This is a genomic window from Cognataquiflexum aquatile (assembly GCF_003316845.1).
Taxonomy (GTDB): domain Bacteria; phylum Bacteroidota; class Bacteroidia; order Cytophagales; family Cyclobacteriaceae; genus Cognataquiflexum; species Cognataquiflexum aquatile.
Window position 1 is genome coordinate 588,438 of the sequence record NZ_QMIK01000004.1, and the last position, 23,025, is coordinate 611,462.

A 23,025-nucleotide genomic window follows, 5' to 3' on the forward strand; every position below is an offset into this window, starting at 1 on the left:
GTTTCAATAGTTGAGCTTGTCTATCAACCGGACGATTTTTTCCACCTTGGTGTCCTGCCTCTTTGCTTCCATGATAGCATCTATCTCTTCTTTTTGTTCCAAATCAGAAAGTTCCTTGAATCTTTTGTAGGCATTTGGGGCTTCTTTGAGACATTCCAGGATATCACCGGGAATCACTTCCGGACTTTCTTCCCCAAAAAGTGTAATCCTCACCCAATCTCCTGCTTCCTTTTTGATGGATTTTCGGATTTCAGCCTTGACAGGTAAAAACAACTGACCATTGCCAAAGGGCATAAGCGTGCAATTCTCAAGTTGGAAATTATCTATGCTTCCGCTGACTTTCTTTAGGCCAAAAGGAAACCGTTTTTCTTGGGAGACTTCCGGTATCAAGGCATAAGTCCATCCTCCTTTGCCTTCAAATTTTTGAAGTAGATAATCATTTTCTATAAATGGTTTTTTATCCATCGGTGGTTGGAAGCCTGATCAAATTCCCTTTAAATTTAAGGAATTTAACAATCAATTTATAAACCTTATGGCCCCAATCTTTAGCGATATTCAGGAAGGATATTTCAAAAAAATCGCTTTTATATGCCTTGTTTTTTGTTGGATTGTGGTCACAACATCCTGCTCAGATAAACCTGAAGTAAGATCAAAAAAGGTTGTTTTGGTCATTTTGGATGGGATTCCCGCTTCGATAATCGAAAAAGTCTCGACGCCAAATCTTGACAGCATTTCTTCTGCTGGTGGGTATGCGCGTGCATGGCTTGGAGGAGAAAAGGGCGGATATTCGGAGACACCGACCATATCTGCAGTCGGATACAACAGCATGTTGACAGGAACCTGGGTCAACAAACACAATGTCAAAGACAACAATATCCAAATTCCCAATTACTATTATTGGAGTATTTTTAGGCATTTTAAGGAAACTTATCCCCAAAAGACCATTGCCATCTATTCTACCTGGCTGGACAATCGGACCAAATTGCTTGGCGAAGGATTGCCTGAAACAGGCAATTTAAAGTTGGATTACCATTTTGACGGATTGGAACTGGACACAGTCAGGTTTCCCCACGACACCTTGAGCCGGTATATCCATGAGATAGATAAATTGGTAGCATCAAAAGCCGTGGAAGAAATCAGTACCAAAGCTCCTGATTTAACTTGGGTTTACCTGCAATACACCGATGACATGGGGCATCGCTATGGAAACAGTCCGGAAATGGATGCCGCAGTCCAAGAAGCGGACAGGCAATTGGGGGAAATATGGAGAGCGATCAAAGAAAGAGAGAAAAATAACGAAGAAGAATATTTGCTGATCGTGACGACAGACCATGGCAGGGCTCAGGGAGGATACCATCATGGCGGGCAGTCTGATGCCGAAAGGGAAATTTGGATCGCAAGCAACTCTAAATTCAATAAGAGATTTATTCAAAATCCTGCGATAGTAGATGTTTTCCCCACGGTGGCACGTTACCTTGGAATTCCAATTCCAAAGGACCATGCCATGGAGTTGGACGGGGTTTCCTTATTGGGCGAGGTTTCTGCTACTGATCTTTCAGGAAAAATTGAAGGCGGAAGATTGAAAATCAATTGGAAGAATTTTGGGGAAAAGCAGGTTGGGAAAGCTTGGATCACCTTTGGAAACCAATTCCGGTATGGGAACAAGGATGCGTATATCCTGCTCGGGGAAGTAAACTTAGAGGATGAATCCGCCGAATTTGACATTTCAAACCACGCATTCCAAAATGCCAAAGTCGTATTGGAAACCCCGACAGGATTTCTGAATTATTGGGTGAAAAACGCAGATCAATAAGGGTTTTGATCTTGATAGGTCAATTCTTCTTCTTTATTGGGACGAAAGACGGAAGAAGTAATCAAACAAAACGTTGGTCCCTGTAACAATATCAACCAATATCCAATATCAATTAATATCATTTTAAACAAATATCAATGACCGGTTCGCTTAAAAACCTTTACAATTGGTCACAAGACCAAAAATCAACCCATTTGATGCCTGCACTTTTTATCGGTCACGGGTCTCCGATGAATGGCATCGAGGACAATGAATTTTCCAGGCAGTGGTCTATTTTGGGAAAGGAAATCCCAAAACCCTCAGCCGTTTTGGTGGTTTCGGCACATTGGTTGACCCGCGGAACTTGGATCACCGCGATGGACCATCCCAAAACCATCCATGACTTTGGGGGATTTCCTCAAGAATTGTTTGAAGTGCAATATCCTGCCCCCGGCAGTCCGACATTGGCAAAGGAAACCTCAGAGCTGATTACCTCAGTTCCGGTTGGATTGGACCACGAATGGGGTTTGGACCATGGCACTTGGATGGTTGTGCGACACATGTATCCTGATGCCAATATCCCTGTTTTGCAGCTCAGTATTGATTATTACGAAAGTCCTGATTTTCATTACCAATTGGGAAAGGAATTGAGGGAATTGAGAAAAAGGGGAGTCCTGATTATCGGCAGTGGGAATATGGTTCACAATCTCCGGATGGTCGCTTGGAACAAATTGAATGGACCTGAGTTTGGTTTTGATTGGGCTTTGGAAATGAATACTTTGTTTAAAACCAAAATCCAATCAAAAGATCATCGCGATTTGATAGATTATAAAAATCTTGGCCATGCCGGTAGGCTTGCTATTCCTACACCGGACCATTATTTCCCACTTTTGTACCTTTTGGGTATACAGGGAGAAAAGGAAGATGTCTCATTTTTCAATGACAAAGCAGTAGGAGGTTCCTTGACGATGACTTCGGTAAAGTTTGGATAGTATTCCGACAAATGAAATGGTGTGTTTTTATATTGGGATAAAATTTTGCAGTTTTTTTTTAATTTGACCCAAGAAATCCACCATTATTAATCACTATATGAAGCATTGTTTTGTAGGCTTGGCTTTTGTTTTAGCCTTTTTTGCTGTAACCCCGATTTTTTCCCAAACAGATACCATTTTTTTCAAAAGCAAAGACCTCATTATCGGAGATATTAAGTCGATGGACAGAGGAGTCATTACCATTTCGACACCTTATAGCAAAGATGATTTCCGAATCAAATGGGCGGAAGTGGATAGGATTATTACAAAAGCTCCTTTTATCATCACTACTACAGACGGGATAAGGACCTATGGAAATGTTATTGGGTCAGAGTCGGGGAAAGTGATTTTCAAGCCCGAAAAATCAGAAACCTTAGACATCCAACTTGACAAGGTCATAGGCATCAGTGAAGTTGAAAACAGATTTTTGGATAGGTTAAAGGCGGAGATTGATTTGGGTTATACCATGACAAAAGCCAAAAATCAGCGACAGCTTACTATCCGAAGCCGTGTGGGATATCTTGCCAAAAAATGGTTGCTTAGTGGTTCTTTTAACGTATTGGCTTCTGTTCAGGACGACACAGAAGGTATAGGGAGGCTAGATGCCAACGTAACCTACATTTATTTTCTTCAAAAAGATTGGTTTGCAGTGGGTAGACTGGATATTCTTTCCAATACTGAACAAAAGCTCGACCTAAGGTCCAATACAAAAGCAGGACTAGGTAATTTTCTTAAGCGTTCCAACCACTGGTATTGGAATTTTTCAGCCGGTGCTTCTTTCAACAATGAAAGGTTTGCTGGAGATGCTGTAAACAGACAGAGTGCCGAGTCATGGTTTGGTTCTGAGGTTAACTTATTTGATGTCGGAAAAATCAGCTTGCTTTCAAACGTTTATGTGTACCCAAGTATCACGGAAAAAGGTAGGGTTAGGGTGGATTATAAAGTTGATCTGAAGTACAACCTGCCCCTGGATTTTTATATCAAAACCGGTCTGACATGGAACTACGACAACCAACCTACACCCGGTGCAAATATCCATGATTACATATTGCAGACGACTTTTGGTTGGAGTTGGTAGTAATCCAAAATTATTTTTTTGGTCTGAAATACAAATACTTTTCTGCCAATATCAGAATACCATAAACCAAAAATTTATTTTCAAACCGATATTGCACTTAACTTTTATAATTTATACTTTTCTGTATAATTGCTTGTCACCCAATGCAATAAAAAGGAATTGATTGTTCGTTTTTAGAGAGTCACATCTTCTGATTGCAGACAAACAATAGCCGGACCCAATCAAAATATCTCGCTTTTGTTGGTTTCAGTCTTTTGTTGTTCAAGCAAATTATACCAACCTTTTTAAGTTAAAACAGCGCACATGTTTCCAATCAGACCTGGTCAGTATAGACACCTGCAGCCACAATACCAAAAGGTAGCCCCTCCTGATTTGACTTCAGGCTTGGACTTTTCGTCCGATCCCGGAGTCTATTCCAATGCAAGACTCAAGTACATTGAGGCAGGCTTGGAGCCCTTTTCCGGAGAATTGACAGATGCCCATTTGGTACATTTTCTCAAGAGAACCCGATTTGGTGCAACATTGGAAGAATTGAGGGGATTGAGAGGAAAATCTCTCGACATCATCATTTCTGGGTCATTGGCATCCTTTACGCCTTTTACTGAACCTGTCAATAACTACAATAAAGTAAGTGAAAACAAGATTGACCCTGATGTTCCTTTGGGTGAAACCTTCGTTCAGGCCAAGTTTAACCAGGAATTTGAAGGGGACAGGATTGTGGCGCTTAAAGCCTGGATGATCGGGAGGATCTTAGGCTCGAGCAGTGGGATTCAGGAAAAGATGGTGCTTTTTTGGTGGAATTTTCTTCCTATCAAAATGTGGCAGGTTTTTGTGGCTAAGTCTTGCTATCGCTACATCAACATGCTGCACAGCAATGCTTTGGGCAATTTCAAAACCATGATCCGTGACCTGACGATAGATCCTGCCATGCTGGTTTTTTTGAGTGGGGCGTTCAACAACAAGGAAACTCCCGATGAAAACTTTGCACGGGAATTACAGGAACTCTTTTGTATAGGAAAAGGGAAAGATGCGGGATATAAAGAACAGGATGTGCAATCCGCAGCAAGGGTGCTGACAGGTTGGACGGTCAATTGGGAAAGTATCCATTCTAACGGAGAACCCCAATCCTATTTCAACCCAGAAATGCACCATCTCGGCAACAAGCAATTTTCGTCCTTTTATGGAAATAAAGTAATTACCGGTAAAGCAGGGGAGGAAGGTGCCGGAGAATTGGATGAAATGTTGGACATGATTTTTGCTACCAATGAATCCGCCAAGCATCTTGCCCGCAAGCTTTATACCTTCTTCGTGGCAAGTGAAATCACAGAGTCGGCTGAAGTCAATGTCATTACACCTTTGGCCGCCATTATCAGGCAAAACAATTACAATATTTTACCGGCTTTGAGAGTGCTGTTTTCTTCGGCCCATTTTTACCATCCCGAAATTATTGGCGCCCTGATCAAAAGCCCTTTTGATTTTATTTTGGGACTTTGGAGAAATTTTGATATGCCTGTAGCCGAAAGCGCGATGGCAGAAAAGGATTTTTATTCAGCCATCCTATGGGATATGAGCGGAATGGGAATGGAAGCAGGAGAACCTCCCAATGTAGCCGGATGGACTCCCTATTACCAGGCTCCCCAATATGATAAGATATGGATCAACACCCATACTATCCTTAAGAGAGCGATAGGTTCAGATTCCATGATATTTTGGGGGTATTGGATTTCAAATTCGGTCAATATTGAAGCAGACCTTTTGGCATATGTCAAAGGATTCACTGTTCCGGAGGATCCAAATTTGTTGATCAAAGAATTTGCCTTGATCAACCTTGGATTGGAATTGTCCCAAACCCAGATTGACCTTGCCAAAAAGATTTTGCTCAATGGACAAGATCAGGACTATTATTGGTCAGGTGCCTGGCTGACATACATGGCTTCGCCCAATGACCAAGAAAGTGCCACAATCGTGACAAACAGACTCAAACCTGCTTTCCAGCTTTTACTGCAGATGGGAGAAGCGCAACTGATGTAATTTTTATGAAAAGAAGGTCATTTATAAAACACGCCGCTCACAGTCTTGCCATCCCCAGTTTTTTGGGAGCGATGAGCAACAATAGCTTTGGACAGACGCTTGAAAAATTTTTGCATTTAGCCAATGAATCCAACCGAGCTTTGGTCCTGATCTACCTCGAGGGAGGAAACGATGGATTGAATACGGTGATTCCTTTGGCACATCTGAGTCAGCTTAATAAAGTAAGGCCACATGTGGTGCTTCCGGACAGCAGTATTCTTCCTGTCAAAGGGGCTGATTTTGGATTGCATCCCTCGCTTCCGGGTTTCCAGTCCCTGTATGAGGAAGGACGGTTACAGGTATTGCATTCGGTCGGTTATCCGGAGCAGAATTTTTCACATTTCCGGTCGACAGACATTTGGATGAGTGGATCTGATGCCAACGAGTTGGTCACCTCCGGGTGGACAGGAAGGTATTTGGAAGCAACCCATCCGCAATATCCTGAGGCTTATCCCAATGGGGAAAACCCGGATCCTTTGGCAGTGGAGATTGGATATGGTTCTTCCATGCTTTTTCAGGGAGAAAAGGCCGGGTTCAGCATGATCATCAACAATACCAACCAGTTTTATCAATTGCTGAACAATGAATTGGATGAAACCCCGGACACACCTGCAGGTGAAAAATTAAGATATATTAGGCTGATTGCCCAGCAATCGCAAAAATATGGGAAAGTGGTCAGGAGCGCTGCTCAGAAGGTAACTCAACAGAAAATATATCCTGACACCAGGTTAGGCAATCAGCTTAGGATTGTTTCAAGGTTGATCGCAGGTGGGTTGAAAACACCGCTGTACTTGGTCCGGATGGGTGGATTTGATACCCATGACAATCAGGTAGACGGAGGAGACCGTACCAAAGGCAATCACGCCAATTTGCTGAAAGACCTTAACGATGCTGTGATGGCATTTATGAATGACCTGGAGTTTTTGGGAAGTGCCGATAGGGTGATGGGAATGACTTTCTCCGAATTTGGAAGAAGGATCGTGTCCAATTCCAGTGGAGGTACAGACCACGGTGCTTCGGCCCCGCTGTTTATTTTTGGCAATATGTCTTATGGAGGATTTAAGGGCAAGGCTCCTTTGATCACAGGTTCAGAAGAGTATCGCGACAATATCCCCATGCAGCATGATTTCAGGCAGGTATATAGTTCCTTGCTCACGCAATGGTTTGGTACAGATTCTTCAATCAACAAGTCCGTGATGATGGGGAGTTTTGATGAAGTTCCTGTGGTAAAAAATGCACTCATTACGTCCATCAGCCAAGAAGAACCAAGCAATCTCAAGGTTTATCCAAATCCAATTCGGGATTTTGCCACGGTTAAGTTTGATGTCTTTTCAGGAAATATCCGGATTGACATCATTGATAGCCAAGGCAGGGATGTTTCCAAGGTTTATGAAGGAACGGTCCAAAACAGGCAGTTCAATCAGGTAGTTGATTTTTCTATCTATCCTCCCGGAAGGTATATCCTCAGAGTAATGGATGGTTATAGGAGGTCAACGACACATTTGATCAAGTTATAAATGGAACAGGGAATTGGAAAGCACTTCCCTCATTCATTTTTTGAATAATATTTAGTGGTTTTTTGGTTAGTTAGACAGAAAAGAGCCGGCGTTGTGGCTGGCTCCTTTTTTCTTCTTTGACAAGATCACGAAAGGATACAGAGCAAGATGAACATCCAGGGCTTCGTATCTTTCAAAACAATGGTTATTTTTTTATTGGTTAGTTTGGTTAGAAGGAGTCAGTTGGGAGGCTGGCTCCTTTCTTTTTTGCCTCGGTCAGTGTCGTCATTGACTGGTTGAAGGTTTTAAACCGCTTTATCCAAATGTTTGTCCAGAATTTCCCTGATATTTCCTGAGGGTCTTTCTGCAGATGGATCAATGATTTTGAGCCTAAGTCAGTGTCTCCACTGACTTCTTTCTCATTTTTATTTCATTAGAGTAAATATGAAACTGAAAAAACCATTCATAATCTCTCACCAATATGGGTAAGAAATCCAAATTCATCTTTTCCTGTTTCATAAAAATATGCTGAAGAGAATGTATAATTTATTGGACTTGCAGCTAGCATCCATTTTCCATTACATGGGTTATTGTATATGTAATTTAGCTTTTGAATAACTACTGAAGGTGTATATACCTCAGTAGCCAAGGAATTTCGTTGCCAAAACTGAAAATCTCTATTGAAACTATTGACTGCAAATGACTTTAAATCATTTGGAGAATTTTTTCTTAAGTCTTTTTGAATCAAATGACTGGTATATTTCATGAAACTTGCATGAGGCATTTCTTTCCCGTTTTGTTCTAAAAATTCCCAAATTATGTGAATATGATTTGGCATGATTACAAAGGCATAGACTTTTAATTTTCCTGCATTTACCAAATACGCTAAACTCTGTATAAGAATTGATTTGTGTTTATCAGGGAGCAACAACAGCTTCCAATCAAGGATAGTAGCAGTGAAGAAGTATACTTTGTCTAATTCCATTTAGCTGGATTAAAGAGTTTAGTTTAATTGGAATGTCAGTGAAGACACTGACATTGGCAAATGGGAGGCTGGCTCCCTTCTTTTTTGCCTCGGTCAGTGTCGTCATTGACTGGTTGAAGGTTTTAAACCGCTTTATCCAAATGTTTGTCCAGAATTTCCCTGATATTTCCTGAGGGTCTTTCCGCAGATGGATCAATGATTTTCCCCTCTTTGTCCAAAAGCAAAAACCTTGGAATCGCATTCACCATAAAGAATTGGGCAAGTTCAGATTGCCATGCATTGGAGGCAAACCACTGCAAACCTTCCATTTTTTTGTTCTTCACCATTTTTTCCCAAGGTTCGCGCGTATCATCAATAGACACTGTGAGGAAAGCGACAGGCTTGTCTTTATATTCCTCTTTCACTTTATCCCAATTGGGATGCTCGGCGATGCAGGGACCGCACCATGTCGCCCAAATGTCGATATAGACCAATTGTCCTTTTAAGTCACTCAGCTTGACAGAATCCCCTTTGATATCAGTAAATGTAAAATCAGGAACTGTTTTTCCGGGACTGATAGGTTCCCACTTGGCTTTGAGTTTTTCTACCTTTTCGGCAAATTTTGGCGTGGTGTTTTCAGCCAAAAACTTGCTGTACATTTCTTCCACATGTACCGGTCCACGATATTCAAGGGTAGATTTCAAGGTTTCAAATTTCAATTGGTCTTTGATTGTAGGATCTTTGATCAATGAATCAATGGCAATCCAACTCACTTTTTCATAAGCTAAGGTAGTATCCGCTTTCATCAATTCACCTGCCAATGCTCCGATCCGTTGGTCAAGCAGGTTTCTATATGGAGCCACACCAAGAAGTTCTTTTCGGTCCAAAGGCAATTCTTTCAATTTTCTTTTGGTCTCTTCTACCGGGAAGTCCACAGAATCCTGCGGGATTTTATTGATAAAGGAATGATACATTGGGTACAACTGATCCATAAACATGCTTTGGTAGGTAAAGTAAGATTCCTCCATTGCCGAAAAAACCGAGTCAATGCCTTCTCCCATGATCAGAGAATCATAATTTGTCTTGACAATTGAAATGAGACTGTCTTTTTTTGAAAAATAGGCATCCTTTTTCAAGGCCATGATTTCCATAAAATTTTCAAGTCCACTTTCGTTGATGGCTTTGAATTTTTTACGCAAATAGGCATTTTCTTTGGCTTTATCGCCTGATGCTATAAAAGTCTTCGCAAACTCCTTGACATCGCCACTGACATGTATACTGTCCCCGGGATCCAGATAAAGACTAAATCTCAAATCTCCATTGGTAAGCATAAACATACCTGATTCTGGATAATCAAATTTTAATTGAAAAGAACCATCAGATTCCACTGAATCTTTTGCTAAATCTTCATCCAAACTCACGACAATGACCGCAAATTCCGAATTGTCCAGTTTTCCATAGATTTTGATACTGTTGTCGATGACTTCTGGTTTTTGGCTGCATGCAAACAATAGCAAGCTCGCTGCCAATACGGATAGACTTAGGTTTTTCATTTGTTTGTGGTTTAGATGAAGGATAGACTTTGGAAATAAATTGACCTTAAATTCAAATCAATTGTATAAACTTAAAAGTACATTATGATTTTTAGACAAAAAAATAAAACCACAGTTATCAAATAGAAAACATCAATATTTTATTAATATTTAACATTAAAGATTTTTATCCTGAAAAGAATTCCGAAAAAACCTTATTATCAATGAACCTATCTCATTTATTTTAATTTTATACTTTATTCTTCTTCAAATGATCGTTATCGGCTATACTGACCTTAAACCCTTCAGCCAGGATCTACATTTGCAGATTAAACTAGTCCTGCCAAATGTTTGTCCAGAATTTCCCTGATTTTCCCTGAAGGTCTTTCCGCAGACGGATCAATGATTTTCCCTTCTTTGTCCAAAAGCAAAAACCTTGGAATCGCATTCACCATAAAGAATTGGGCAAGTTCAGATTGCCATGCATTGGAGGCAAACCACTGCAAACCTTCCATTTTTTTGTTCTTCACCATTTTTTCCCAAGGTTCGCGCGTATCATCAATAGACACTGTGAGGAAAGCGACAGGCTTGTCTTTGTATTCCTCTTTCAATTTATCCCAATTAGGATGCTCGGCGATGCAGGGACCGCACCAAGTCGCCCAAATGTCGATATAGACCAATTGTCCTTTAAGGTCACTCAGCTTGACCGAATCACCTTTGATATCAGTAAAGGTAAAATCAGGAACAGGTTTTCCCGGTAAAATCGGATCCCATTTGGCCTTTACTTTTTCTAACCTTTTAACATATTTAGGAGTGGAATTTTCCGATATAAATTTGTTGTAAACTTCCTCTACTTGCAAAGGACCTCGATTTTCCATACTGCGCTTAATGAATCCATATTTGAAAAAATCAACCATTTCCGGTACTTTAATCAATGAGTCTATGGCAATCCATTCAGCCATTTCAATGGCTGTAATAGAAGAATCCGCTTCCATGATTTCATTTGCCAAAGATTCAATCCGCCTATAAATCATATAAACATAAAACTCTACCCGAAGAAGCTCAGGATTATCCATTGGTAGGTTTTCTATTTTTTTGCGTATTTCTTCTATTGGAAAATCAACAGAATCCTGCGGAATTTTATTGGCCAAGGCATGGTACATGGGGTAAAGCTGGTCCATAAATATGTCCTGATATTGGAAAGAGGATTCCTCCCAAGATAGGAAGGCGGTGTCGATCCCTTCTTTACTTTTCAATTCCTCATAAAACGTTTTCGCTATGGAGATAATGCTGTCTTTTTTGTAGAAATAGGCATCTTTTTTCACTGCCATAAATACATAAGGATCGTATAGCCGGCTTTCATACAAGAAAAAATCCCTTTTATTCAAGTACTCATTTTCTTGGGCCATATCACCCGAGGCAGTGAAAGTCTGTTCAAATTCTTTGCTGTCGCCTGTGACGAAAATGCTGTCACCTGGATTGAGGTAGAGGCTAAATCTCAAATCCCCGTTCAGGATCGAATAAATCCCCGTTTCCTCATAGTCAAATGCCAACACAAAGCTTCCATCCGATTTTACAGAATCTTGGGTGATTTCTTCATTGTTATGACTGACAATGATGACGGGGGATTCAGAATTTCCAAGCTTGCCGGCAATGGTGATGCTGTTGTCAATGACTTCAGGATTATTGCTGCAGGAAAAAAACAGGAGACTTGCCGCCAAAACAAATAGAAAGAGATTTTTCATTGTAAATGTGGTATCAAGGAGATTGGAATAATGTAGGGATTTGATGCGTTTCCAAACAGGTATTGACCTAAAAGTATATTATGATCCTTAGATTAAAAAACAGGAGCATGGTAGTTCCTCTTTCAAACTGATCTTTTAAGAAAATTTAATCTAAAGTAAAAAAATCGAGTTACTTGCCCATTCAATCTCAAAGGGTAAAAAATACAGTGGAAATTACCTTCTTGGAAAAAAGAATGATAATAGTCCTCTGAGTATATGCATTGTAGAAAATTAGGGGTCAGATGCTTAATTTGAACTGGGCGAGCTTTTCTTCCTCGTACTTTTTGAGAACCTGGTTTAGGGAATCGAGGTAATCCGACAGGATTTTGTTATTGTCCAAAGCACTTTCAGCATCAGGAATTGTCACAGGCATTTCACCGATAAATTTTTCAAGTTCAGGTGCATACTCTTTGATCTTTAGGGTGGCAGCAAGGATTTCTGTGTGGAGTTGGGCTTCGGATTTCATATCGTGCAGGAGTTTATATTGAATGGAATTTGCGGTTCGTGTTACAAAGATCGGTCCTTAACAAACAGCAAGCCTAACACAAAAAGGAATGTGATTTATATTTTTTACAGGTTCTGCTCCTAATTTATCATCATTTTTTCCTGCCTTACTTGAAGGAAAAAAATGGAATTCAATTCAATGGTGACTCACATTTGTCGAAAATCTAACTTAATAAAAAATACAAATCCCTAAGCCAACTCCCTCAGATCCACCGGAACAACTCGGGAGACACCGGCTTCGATCATGGTAATGCCATAGATGATGTCGGTACTTGCCATGGTGCGCTTGTTGTGCGTCACGATGATAAATTGGGACTCTTTCGAAAATGTATGAATGATGTTGTTGAACTTGTCAATGTTGGCATCGTCAAGCGGGGCGTCCACTTCATCGAAGATACAGAATGGTGCAGGCTTCAGAAGGTAAATCGCAAAAAGCAGGGAAGTGGCGGTCAGGGTTTTTTCCCCGCCGGAAAGTTGGTTGATGGTCAGCGGCCGCTTTCCTTTTGGTTTGGCGATGATCTCTATCGGGCTTTCCAATGGGTTGCTTGGGTCCACCAAGGTCAGGTCGCATTGATCCTCCTCGGTAAAGAGCGATCGGAAGACTTTGATAAAGTTCTCTTTGATCTTGCCAAAGGCATCCAAGAAAGTATCCTTGGCTACCTGATCGATTTCCAAGATCGTTTCCAACAGGGAGTTTTTGGCTTTGATCAGGTCGTCTTTTTGTTCTGTGATAAAGGTGTGGCGCTCTTTGATTTCATCATAGGCTTCCATTGCCATTGGGTTGATGGGTCCGATTTTCTCCAAACGTTCTTTGGCTTTGCCGACGATTTCGCGGATTTCGGATTCGGCCATCTCGGCATAAGCTTCATCCAAAGCAGGATTATCGGCCATCAATCCATCCAAATCTATTTCAAATTCCACACTCAGTCTTTCCTTGAGACTTGCAAGCTTAAGTTTGACTTCATTCATGGACTGCTGCATCTCATGGATCAAAGTGTCGAGCGATTCTTTCGATTTTTGGAGTTCACGGATCTGCTTGTCGGTATCATCAATCTCCCCACGGCAGGCATAATAGTCCTTTTCTGCTTCGTTGACACCTTTTTCTATGCCCTCCTTCTCGGAATAGAGTTCGATAAGCTCGTCGTCTTTGATCTCATTGTTATCCAGCAAAGAGCGGATCTCTGCGTCAATGGAAGCATGCTCAGTTTGGGATTTTTCGATCCTTTCCTTGCTGCTTTCGAAGGCTGATTGCTTGAATTCAATCTCTTGGGCAAGGCTGTTGACGCGGTTGAGCTGTTGGTGATACAGAATATTCTCCTGATTAAAAGCCCCAGACTTTTGGCTGAGGCTTTCACTTTCAGTTTGGAGCTGAAGGTTTATTCTTTCCAATTCTACTTCCAAAGCTTCAAAAGCTGCTTTTTCATTTTCCAGATCGGGCATGATGGTTTCCAAGCTGAATTGGAGGGATTCGATCCGGTCAAGGATATCTTCTCGCTTATTGGCATTGGAAGAAAGGAGTTCCGCCAACTGTTCCTTTTTTGTGCGGACAGAGACATACTCCTGATTGGTCTCATTGATTTCCTGTTGCAGCTTTTCAATGGCCGACTTGAAGCTGACTTCTTTGAGTTTAAGCAAGTCGGTGAGCTTGTCGTCAAGATTGGCGCGGGTCGTGGAAACTTTCTTGTTGAGTTCCTTGATTTCCTTTTCAAGTTTCTCCAGGTTTTTGGCCCGGCCTATTCTTTTTCCTTCAAAAAGTCCCACAGATCCACCGGAGACGCTGAATTTCCGCTTGGTGAATTTGCCGCTTTCGGTGATGAAAATCGAAGATTGGTCTGATGGAAAATCCTGGTATTCGCCTTTGACGATATAGACATCATCAAGGATAAACCCGATCAATTTGGCGTATTTGTCATCGTATTCGATGATCTCCGTTGCAGGAATAGCATTGGCAAAAAGCTTGGTTTGCGCAGGATGAAAACTGCTGAAATGCTCCAGGACAAAGAAATTGGCTTTTCCCTTTGCCGAATCGCTCAAAAGGTTGACTGCTGCGATCGCCTGTACCTCAGTCTCGACCACATAGTAATTCATGTAGTTTTCGAGGTAATTTTCAATCGTGACCCTGTACTTTTCTTCGGTGGTCAGGATGTCTGATAGGAGCGGAGTGTCCTTCGCCCAACTTGAATTTTTCTTCAGAAACTTGATCGCCTCGGGGTACCCCTCCAGGTTTTCGACCAAGGATTTTGTCAGGTTAAATTCATTTTGTCTTGCATCCAATTTTCTGGAAGTCTGTGTGACTTCCTCCCGGATCATGTCAATGATGCGGTTGGTTTCTTCTATTTTTTGGATTTGGTCTTCTTCTTTGGATTTGATCTTGGACAACTCGGCGGATTTGAGATCAAGGATATCTTTGAGCAAAACCATCTTGTCTTCAAACTCTGCCAAGTTGGAAACCTGATTGGTATCGTCAGAAGCAGTCTTTTCCAGTTCCTGCTTTAGTGTGGAAAGCTGGATTTGCTTGATTTCCTGGTCTTTGGAAAGCTGGTAAACGCGGTCTTTTATGGAAGAAAAATTCCTTGTTAGCTCTTTTTGGCTTTCCTGGATTTGGGTCTGTTCTCTTTTTTGGGTTTCGTAAGCTGCTCGCAGTTCCTCGACGATCATTTCTTTCTCGGCGAGCATCTTTTGGGCGGATTCACTTTCCTGCTCAAGGGATCTTATGCTGAAACCTGCACGGTCGTTGGACTTGCGGTCGGCATCGATCTGTTCACGGAGTTTTTGTGCCCGGTCTTCTAGAAATCTCAGCCTCTCGTTTTTGATTTTCTTGTCACTTTCAAACTGCCGGATTTTGTTAACATGCTCGTTAAGTGTCTTTTGGCGGGAGGAAAGCAGCTTTTCCTTCAGGATCAGGTCAGCCTTGCTGAATTCCAATAAGGATTCTTTTTCTGCGACTTTGGTATTGACTTGGAGCTTGCGGTCTTGTTCCTGCTGTACTTTTTGATTCAAAGAAATCAGCGAATCCGCATGTTTTTGGACGGATTTTTTGGCGAGGTTGATGCTCGCTTCTTTGTATTCCTGTTTGATTTCAAAATACCGCGCAGTCTGCTTGGCCTGTTTTTCGAGGCTTTTGAGGTTTTTTTCTATTTCAAAAAGAATGTCTTCCACCCTTGCAAGGTCAGCATCGGTGTCTTCAAGTTTTCGCAGGGTTTCCTTTTTTCTTGATTTGAATTTGGATATTCCTGCAGCTTCCTCGAAAAGTTCGCGGCGTGAATTGTTCTTGTCATTCAGGATTTCATCGATCATTTTCAGCTCGATGATGGCATAGCTGTTGGAGTTGATGCCTGTGTCCATGAATAGGTTGGTGATGTCTTTCAGTCGACAGGCGATGCCATTGAGCAGGTATTCACTTTCCCCTGACCGGTAATAGCGCCGGGTGATGGTAACGTGCGTGTATTCTGTGGGAAGGAGGTTTTTGGTGTTTTCAAAAGTCAGAGAAACCTCGGCAAGATTGCTTGGTTTGCGGTTTTTGGTACCGTTGAAGATCACGTTTTCCATCTTATCGGAGCGGAGCATCCGGGATTTTTGTTCGCCGAGAACCCATCGGATCGCATCCACTACATTGGACTTGCCACAACCGTTTGGACCGACTACTCCGGTGATTCCCTTGTCAAAATGGATGACCATCCTGTCACCAAAACTCTTAAAACCTTTGATCTCCAGCTTACTCAGCAGCATCCTTTACCTCTTTGAAAATGATTACAGACAAAATTACTTGAATTCGGAAATTAACCAAGGCGAATAAAGTATGAAGTGGGAAGTAAGAAGTATGAAGTGTGAGAAGAGAAGCGAGAGACGAGACTATTTTTGTGGACCAAAAAAATTACGCTGAACCAATTTGAGGGGTGGGATTTAAAGATTGAATTCACCGTAGTCAAAAATTTGGCTAAAGCCCAATTTGGAATTGAATTTTTCAAAACCTCCAGCTAAAGCAGGAGGAAATTAAAAAACGAAGAAGGATTCAGAGTTTTTGAATCTAAACTGAATTTAATTGTATTATTTCTTCCAACCGCAACGAAGATTTCTCTCTTCGTTCGAAAGGACAATGACAAGTATTTTCCGCCCTTAGCCCAATTTTTATTTATGACCCTTATTTCTTTTTCATTTGCGTCATAGCGTCTTTGCGAGATTCATTCTTTCCACTTTTTGCCCGTGAGCGAACAAAATGGAGGGTTGACGGACAAATAAATTATCGAAAAATGGCCAAAATTGGATGATATGGCTTCTTTTTCATTTGGCACAATCTGTGAAATTATTCTCGAAACCAATTATTATTTAACTATCATGAAAACCACCAAATCTATTTTACTCGCTTTTTGCTTTTTCTTTATTGCCGTATCAGTTTTGGCGCAAGCAACCGAAACACGTTCTCCGGGTAACTTTTCAAAAATACAATCCGGAGGCAGTTGGGATGTGATCATCCAGACCGGAAACAGGGACGAAGTGAGGTTGGAATCCACTAATGTTTCCCTAGACAAGGTAATCACGGAGGTCGATAACAATACCCTGAAAATATCCTTGGAGAAAGGCAATTACCGCAGTCTCGGTTTGACTGTTTATGTGACGGTAAGGGAACTAGAAGGCATCAAAAGCACTGGTTCGGGAAGTATCAAAGTGCAGTCAGAGATCACTACCGGTTCCCTTTCTCTGGGAAATACAGGATCCGGAAACATTACCCTGAAGGACGTCAATGCCGATAACCTTTCTGTTGGCATGACAGGCTCAGGATTTATTGCCGTCGCAGCGGGGACTGTTGGCACGTTTTCTTTGTCTCAGACCGGATCAGGGGATTTTAGAGGAGAGGAAATGTATGCAGAAAATGCAACCATCAATAAAACCGGTTCCGGCCAATCCCAAATCGGAGAAGTTGAGAGTTTGAATGTCAAATCTACAGGTTCAGGCAATGTCTATTATTCAGGAAATCCCGGAAATACCAATATTTCTTCCACAGGTTCTTCCAAAGTGATTAGGAGGTAGAGTTAGTAATCAGCAGGCAGTTTGCAGTGGTCAGTTTGTGGCAGTGAGCAGTTTGCAGTTTATTTGTAAAATTAGTTTTGTAGTAATAAGTTAAATTCTATGACACTAAGGATATGGAAAAAAAGATAGAATCTCTCAAAAATACTCTACTCCCAAACCCATAAACCACCAGGTTGGTAAAGGACTTCTTTACCAACATTTTTTTTACAGAATTTAAATTTCCAATTATTCGTCAGCCGCGAAGACAATTAGAACTTAGATTCTTCGCTTCCCTCAGAATAACGGACTTCGACAACTATGACAACTCAATAACCCGATAATCTGGTACCAATGATAACCATGACAACTCGATAACCTGACAACCACTACAACCACTCCAACAATTACAACCATTCACTAAAAACCTTCCCCCAACCATGGTCAGCAACTACTTCAAAATCGTCCTTAGAAACACCAAGAAGCATCCGCTTTATGTGTTGATCAATATTTTTGGATTGGCAATTGGGATGGCTGTCAGTATTTTGATACTCCTTTTTGTGCAGCATGAGCTGAGTTATGACAGGTACCATGATAAGGCCGACCGGATTGTCAGGTTGTCTCGGGCTTGGAATGATCAGAATGGTGAAGTCAGTCTGCATCTCGGACATGCTGCACCGCCTTTTGGGCCTTTGATCAAATCTGATTTTGGAGATGATGTAGAAAATGTCGTCCGCTTTTTTAATTTCAATCCTCTGATCAAATACAAACAGGAAGCATTTGTCGAGGAGCGATTTTTCTTTGCTGACCCCGAAGTATTTGATGTTTTCTCTTGGCAATTGTTGGAAGGAAATTCAAAAGACCTTGGGGAATTCAGTGATGCGATCTTTCTCACCGAATCCATGGCCAAGAAGTATTTTGGCAATGAGAATCCGATTGGGAAGTTTTTGGAACTGGAATTGGTAGGCCAAAAGTCTCCCTTTCAGGTCAGAGGTCTGATGGCTGATACTCCTGACAATTCACACTTTCAGGTGGACTTTCTTGCTAGCATGAGGCCGGTGAATGATTTCTATGGAGGTGAAGAGCAGATGATGCAAAACTTCGGTTCCAATAACTTCTCTACCTACCTATTGCTCGCAAAAGGGGTGGATATAAAAGAATTTGAGGCCAAGTTACCGGAATTGATTGACCGGCATATGGGTGAAAACCAAGCTGGAGTGGCAGCTTCCAAAGGAACAAGACTACAGCTTTGGCCTATCACCGACATCCACCTTCATTCCAACCTGGATTCGGAGATCGAGCCTAACGGCAACATTGATTATGTGTATACCTACCTTGCTGTGGCACTTTTTATCCTGTTGATAGCCTGTATCAATTTCATGAACCTTTCTACAGCGCGGTCCTCCTTGAGGTCGATGGAAGTAGGATTAAGGAAAGTCATGGGTGCTGACAGGTCGGGATTGGTGAAGCAGTTTATGGGAGAGTCATTCATCATGGCGCTCATTGCTTTGTTCTTTGCGGTTGTCTTGGTATATATTTTCCTTCCTGTTTTTGCTGATTTTACGGACAAAAAGTTGAGTCTAAACCTCATCCAGCATCCCGAATATCTGATAGGATTGATTGGATTGGCAATATTGGTGGGTTTGATTTCAGGGAGTTATCCGGCCTTATTTCTATCGGGTTTTTCACCTTCAAGAGTCTTGAAAGGAGTATTCAAAGCCGGGGCCGGACATAAGCAGTTCCGGTCAGTGTTGGTGACAGGACAATTTGCGATTTCGGTCATGTTGATCGTTGCGGTTTTGGTGGTGATCAACCAACTGGATTTTATGCAGTCCAAGGACTTGGGTTTCAAAAAAGAGGATCTTGTCGTCCTTCCTGCCAGTCAGTCTATCACCCAAAATTACCTTATTGTCAAAGACAGGCTTGAAAACCATCCCGGCATCCAAGAAATAAGCATTTCAAGCAGGGTTCCGTCTGGTCGCTTACTCGATTCTCAGGGAGCTTCAGCCGAGGTCAATGGAGAGTTGAGCCAAGTCAATGTCAGGATTGCAGACATCCATGTAGCACACAATTTTGTCCAAACATATGGCATACCGATCGTGGCAGGCCGAAACTTTGATTTTTTGCAGGCGACGGATTCGACAGAAGGCTTTGTGCTCAATGAGGCCGCCGTCCGTGCCATCGGTTGGGCGAGCGCCGAAGAAGCGGTTGGAAAGCAATTTAACTACGGCGGAAGAAACGGCTATGTGACCGGTGTGATGAAAGATTTTCACTTCGAATCGCTGCATCAGCCCATTGTGCCCATTGTCTTTATGATTTCTGTAGACAGGAGCAATCTTGTCAGTATCAAAATCGATGCAGACAAAAAAGAGGAAACCATGGCTTATCTGCGTGAAGAATGGCAGCAGTTGAGACCTGATTATCCATTTGATCCGCTGTTTGTTGATGAGGGATTCAACAGGCAATATGAAGCTGAAAATATTGTGAAGACTATATTCACCTTTTTTGCCGGATTGGCGGTTCTGATTTCTATTTTGGGATTGTTGGGATTGACGACTTTTGAGACCGAACAACGGACCAGGGAAATCGGAATCCGGAAAGTGATGGGAGCAGAGACATTCAACATTGTGACTTTGCTTGGAAAAGATTTCATGAAACTGGTGCTCTTCGGGTTTCTGATTGCAGTACCTATCTCTTGGTATGGCATGTCGCAATGGCTGGAAGACTTTGCCTTTAAGATCAATATTTCCTGGCAGGTATTTTTGGTAGCCGGACTTGTGGCGGGATTAATCGCTGCAGTCACCGTTTCGGGACAAGCGGTTAAAGCAGCCTTGGCCAATCCGGTCAAATCGATTAAAAATGAATAAATTAACCCTCTTGAACTTAAACCAAAAAATCCACCGTTGGCTAAACCTCGGTGGATTTTGCTTTTTATTCTTTTACGAAAATTTTAGAACTTGATTTTTTGCCCACTGGCGGACAAAATTGTTCGGACAGAAATCCAGTAATGATTCAAAAGGTGCCTTTTTTCATCAATAATGCGGTTTTCTTGTGGCATGGAAGTGGGATAATGTGAAATGATGAATTTAAAATTAATTATGAAGAAGTGGGATAAGTAATTTTAAATGGGAGTAAAAAAGATGAATTCCAAATACCTATAGCAAAAATACCGAAGTAGTTAAGCGAACAGTGCGGGAGAAACCTTCCAAATACTAAAATTTTATAATCATTCAGTTAAAGTCCTTTTAAGTATACAAATATCAATTGAAATGTGGAAAAATAGCCTCATCATATCTTTTAGAAATCTCAGAAAGTACAAATCTCTTACCGTCATCAATGTTTTGGGTATGGCTGTTGGGCTTGCCGTTTGTCTTTTGATTGGTTTGTTTGTTTTTGATGAACTGTCTTACGACAGCCAGACAAAAGATGGGGAAAGGATTTATCGGGTGTCGCTTAAAACAGAGGAGGCACTTTGGGCCGGATCTCCAGGGCCATTGGCAGAAGGATTGAAAAATGATTTTGAAGAAGTAGCTGCTTCGACAAGAATTATGAAATTTCCGGGTCTGGAAGAAATGTTGCTTAAGACTGATATCAATGGCGAAAAAAGGCAGTTTTTTGAGACAAAAGGATATTATGTCGATTCAACATTTTTTAAGGTTTTTGATTACCCATTTCTGAAAGGAAATCCCGAGCTGGCATTGGAGGCACCAAATTCCATTATTCTGTCGTCTACACTTGCCCAAAAACTTTTTGGAAACACTGACCCGACCAATCAGCCTTTGACAATTGGTTTGCCATTTGGGGAGTTTGAATATAAAATCAGTGGGGTGTTTGATGACAGCAAAGTGAAGTCCCATATCGATGCCAATTTTTTTCTCTCTATGGAAAATAATGACATCGGAGGCGCTGTAAAAGGCATGACCAATTGGGCTTCCAACAATATTTTTTACACTTATGTCAAACTCATCCCGAATACGGATTCCAAGAAATTTGAAAGTAAACTTGATCCTTACTTTGAACAAAGGGCCGGCGAAGATTTAAAGGCAATGGGAGGTTATAGCAAATCACTTTTGCTTCAGCCATTTAAGGAAATTTATCTCCAATCCCAGATGGAGTATGAGCTTGGCATCACAGGAAATAGGACAAACCTTTATGTTTTTGGTTCTGTTGCCATTTTTATACTCCTGATAGCCTGTATCAATTTTATGAATCTGGCGACAGCAAGATCTGAAAAGAGGTCCAAAGAAGTAGGTATCCGAAAGTTGCTCGGTGCAGACCGAACAGCCTTGGTTTTTCAATTTTTAGGAGAATCTACTTTGATTTCACTTTTGGGTTTTGGGGTAGCAATGATAGGAGCATCCATTTTATTGCCGTATTTCAATCAATTGACAGGAAAAGAAATTTATTTGTACCGGGATTTTTTTCCAATACTTTTCATTCTGGTCCTTGCTATAGCAGCAGGTTTATTGGCTGGGATTTATCCTGCCTTTTTCCTTTCAGGTTTTCAACCTGTCAAAATTTTAAAAGGAAGGTTTAAAGGAAATTTAGCCGGATTTTCACTGAGGCAGGTGTTGGTGGTTTTTCAGTTTGCGATTTCGGCATGCCTGATTCTCATGGTATTTGTAATCAGTCAGCAGCTTTCTTTTGTACAAAAACAGGATCTTGGTTTTTCTAAAGAGCAAAAACTTATTGTCCCCCTGAATAGTGAATTTACAGTTGCAAAATATGATGTATTGAAATCTTCCCTGTTACAGCAATCTGGTGTCAAGGCAGTGACAGTGGCTTCCACCTATCCGGGAATCGAGAATATTGAAAGCATGCTTTATTTCCCCGAGGGAAAGACTGCGGACAATGTCATCAACATAACCAATGCAGTCGTTGGAGATGATTTTTTGGAAACTTTGGGATTTACATTGGTAGAGGGGAGATCATTTACAGAAGATTATAAAACCGAAAATCCTGTTATTATTTTGAATGAATCGGCTGTCAAAGCTCTTGGATATGATGTCCATACTGCCGTCGGAAGGCAAGTGCATTATGAATGGAGGAACGAACTGCACACCTATGAAATCGTCGGAGTGGTCAAGGATTTCCATTTTAGAAGCCTCCACAAAAACATCGAGCCTTATGGTTTTATCAAAGGAAATAACGGGGGATTCCTGATTGCAAGCTTCGAAGGAAAAGAAGTAAAGGAGGTTCTTGAAAATGCAGAATCTACCTGGAAAAAGGCAGGGATTACAGACCCATTTGTCTATTCATTCTTGGATGAGGATTTTCATAGAAATTACCAAAAAGAAGAACGGACTGCTTCAATAATTATGACTTGCGCCATATTGGCAATCTTCATCGCTTGCCTTGGTTTGTATGGTTTGGTAAGTTTCATAACAGAGCAGCGGACAAAGGAAATTGGTATTCGCAAAACATTGGGTGCGACAGATTGGAGTATTGTGAGGTTGCTTTCTCAGGATTTTGGGAAGACGGTATTTGTTGCGGTGTTGTTTTCGATTCCTGCAAGTATCTATTTGGCAAACAAATGGCTTTCAGATTTTGCCTTCAAAATTGACCTTCATTGGGGATATTTTGTCACGGCAGGATTGGTGGCTTTGCTTATTGCGATGCTTACAGTCAGTTTCCAATCTATTAAAACTGCATTGATGAATCCGGTGGATAGTTTGAGAAGCGAGTGAAAAAAAGGTATGAAGAGGGAAGTTAGAAGTAAGAAGTTAGATTCTCCAAGAGTAGAGGAGACGTTGATTGAACAAAGTATCAT

The 23,025-nt window shown here is 41.3% G+C and carries 14 protein-coding genes; 8 read left to right on the forward strand and 6 right to left on the reverse strand.

Annotation, left to right across the window (positions count from 1 at the left end; all coding sequences use genetic code 11):
- Positions 1-3 precede the first annotated feature (3 nt).
- Positions 4-465, reverse strand: coding sequence for a YdeI/OmpD-associated family protein (locus DQW11_RS14075; protein ID WP_113924695.1), 462 nt, complete (start codon positions 463-465; stop codon positions 4-6).
- Between the two features lie 67 nt (positions 466-532).
- On the opposite strand from DQW11_RS14075, the gene DQW11_RS14080 reads away from it, so the two are divergent.
- From DQW11_RS14080 to DQW11_RS14100, 5 genes are all read left to right on the forward strand, one after another.
- Entirely contained in the window at positions 533-1,813 is a 1,281-nt protein-coding gene (locus DQW11_RS14080; RefSeq protein WP_113924696.1) for an alkaline phosphatase family protein, read from the forward strand.
- A 137-nt stretch (positions 1,814-1,950) separates the two neighbouring features.
- A complete protein-coding gene (ygiD, locus tag DQW11_RS14085) occupies positions 1,951-2,784 on the forward strand; it encodes a 4,5-DOPA-extradiol-dioxygenase (RefSeq protein WP_113924697.1) in 834 nt (277 codons plus the stop codon).
- Between the two features lie 97 nt (positions 2,785-2,881).
- Entirely contained in the window at positions 2,882-3,901 is a 1,020-nt protein-coding gene (locus DQW11_RS14090) for a DUF481 domain-containing protein (RefSeq protein ID WP_113924698.1), read from the forward strand.
- Positions 3,902-4,204: 303 nt separating this feature from the next.
- Positions 4,205-5,932, forward strand: a complete 1,728-nt coding sequence (locus tag DQW11_RS14095) for a DUF1800 domain-containing protein (protein ID WP_113924699.1) — start codon at positions 4,205-4,207, stop codon at positions 5,930-5,932.
- 5 nt (positions 5,933-5,937) lie between these two features.
- Complete coding sequence (locus DQW11_RS14100; protein WP_113924700.1) at positions 5,938-7,488, forward strand: DUF1501 domain-containing protein; 1,551 nt, start codon at positions 5,938-5,940, stop codon at positions 7,486-7,488.
- A 442-nt stretch (positions 7,489-7,930) separates the two neighbouring features.
- Here DQW11_RS14100 and DQW11_RS14105 read toward each other — a convergent pair whose 3' ends face one another.
- The 5 genes from DQW11_RS14105 to smc form a co-directional block, all read right to left on the reverse strand.
- A complete protein-coding gene (locus DQW11_RS14105; protein ID WP_113924701.1) occupies positions 7,931-8,452 on the reverse strand; it encodes a transposase in 522 nt (173 codons plus the stop codon).
- A gap of 122 nt (positions 8,453-8,574) precedes the next feature.
- Complete coding sequence (locus DQW11_RS14110; protein ID WP_113924702.1) at positions 8,575-9,984, reverse strand: TlpA family protein disulfide reductase; 1,410 nt, start codon at positions 9,982-9,984, stop codon at positions 8,575-8,577.
- 308 nt (positions 9,985-10,292) lie between these two features.
- Positions 10,293-11,708: a TlpA family protein disulfide reductase gene (locus tag DQW11_RS14115; protein WP_113924703.1), complete on the reverse strand. Its 1,416-nt coding sequence runs from the start codon at positions 11,706-11,708 to the stop codon at positions 10,293-10,295.
- Between the two features lie 277 nt (positions 11,709-11,985).
- Entirely contained in the window at positions 11,986-12,213 is a 228-nt protein-coding gene (locus DQW11_RS14120; RefSeq protein WP_113924704.1) for a hypothetical protein, read from the reverse strand.
- A gap of 227 nt (positions 12,214-12,440) precedes the next feature.
- Positions 12,441-15,980, reverse strand: coding sequence for a chromosome segregation protein SMC (smc, locus tag DQW11_RS14125; RefSeq protein WP_113924705.1), 3,540 nt, complete (start codon positions 15,978-15,980; stop codon positions 12,441-12,443).
- 606 nt (positions 15,981-16,586) lie between these two features.
- Between smc and DQW11_RS14130 the strand changes: the two genes are divergently transcribed.
- From DQW11_RS14130 to DQW11_RS14140, 3 genes are all read left to right on the forward strand, one after another.
- Positions 16,587-17,279, forward strand: a complete 693-nt coding sequence (locus tag DQW11_RS14130; RefSeq protein ID WP_157966125.1) for a head GIN domain-containing protein — start codon at positions 16,587-16,589, stop codon at positions 17,277-17,279.
- A 416-nt stretch (positions 17,280-17,695) separates the two neighbouring features.
- Positions 17,696-20,122: an ABC transporter permease gene (locus DQW11_RS14135; RefSeq protein WP_113924707.1), complete on the forward strand. Its 2,427-nt coding sequence runs from the start codon at positions 17,696-17,698 to the stop codon at positions 20,120-20,122.
- 402 nt (positions 20,123-20,524) lie between these two features.
- A complete protein-coding gene (locus tag DQW11_RS14140; RefSeq protein ID WP_113924708.1) occupies positions 20,525-22,942 on the forward strand; it encodes an ABC transporter permease in 2,418 nt (805 codons plus the stop codon).
- The last annotated feature ends 83 nt before the right edge of the window (positions 22,943-23,025 follow it).

What these genes read in the sequence shown, in the direction of transcription:
- DQW11_RS14130 (WP_157966125.1), top strand. Translation starts at nt 16,587, where the DNA reads ATGAAAACCACCAAATCTATTTTACTCGCTTTTTGCTTTTTCTTTATT.
- DQW11_RS14090 (WP_113924698.1), top strand. Translation starts at nt 2,882, where the DNA reads ATGAAGCATTGTTTTGTAGGCTTGGCTTTTGTTTTAGCCTTTTTTGCT.
- DQW11_RS14120 (WP_113924704.1), bottom strand. Translation starts at nt 12,213, where the DNA reads ATGAAATCCGAAGCCCAACTCCACACAGAAATCCTTGCTGCCACCCTA.
- DQW11_RS14075 (WP_113924695.1), bottom strand. Translation starts at nt 465, where the DNA reads ATGGATAAAAAACCATTTATAGAAAATGATTATCTACTTCAAAAATTT.
- DQW11_RS14110 (WP_113924702.1), bottom strand. Translation starts at nt 9,984, where the DNA reads ATGAAAAACCTAAGTCTATCCGTATTGGCAGCGAGCTTGCTATTGTTT.
- DQW11_RS14080 (WP_113924696.1), top strand. Translation starts at nt 533, where the DNA reads ATGGCCCCAATCTTTAGCGATATTCAGGAAGGATATTTCAAAAAAATC.
- ygiD (WP_113924697.1), top strand. Translation starts at nt 1,951, where the DNA reads ATGACCGGTTCGCTTAAAAACCTTTACAATTGGTCACAAGACCAAAAA.
- DQW11_RS14100 (WP_113924700.1), top strand. Translation starts at nt 5,938, where the DNA reads ATGAAAAGAAGGTCATTTATAAAACACGCCGCTCACAGTCTTGCCATC.
- DQW11_RS14105 (WP_113924701.1), bottom strand. Translation starts at nt 8,452, where the DNA reads ATGGAATTAGACAAAGTATACTTCTTCACTGCTACTATCCTTGATTGG.
- DQW11_RS14135 (WP_113924707.1), top strand. Translation starts at nt 17,696, where the DNA reads ATGGTCAGCAACTACTTCAAAATCGTCCTTAGAAACACCAAGAAGCAT.
- DQW11_RS14115 (WP_113924703.1), bottom strand. Translation starts at nt 11,708, where the DNA reads ATGAAAAATCTCTTTCTATTTGTTTTGGCGGCAAGTCTCCTGTTTTTT.
- DQW11_RS14095 (WP_113924699.1), top strand. Translation starts at nt 4,205, where the DNA reads ATGTTTCCAATCAGACCTGGTCAGTATAGACACCTGCAGCCACAATAC.
- DQW11_RS14140 (WP_113924708.1), top strand. Translation starts at nt 20,525, where the DNA reads ATGTGGAAAAATAGCCTCATCATATCTTTTAGAAATCTCAGAAAGTAC.
- smc (WP_113924705.1), bottom strand. Translation starts at nt 15,980, where the DNA reads ATGCTGCTGAGTAAGCTGGAGATCAAAGGTTTTAAGAGTTTTGGTGAC.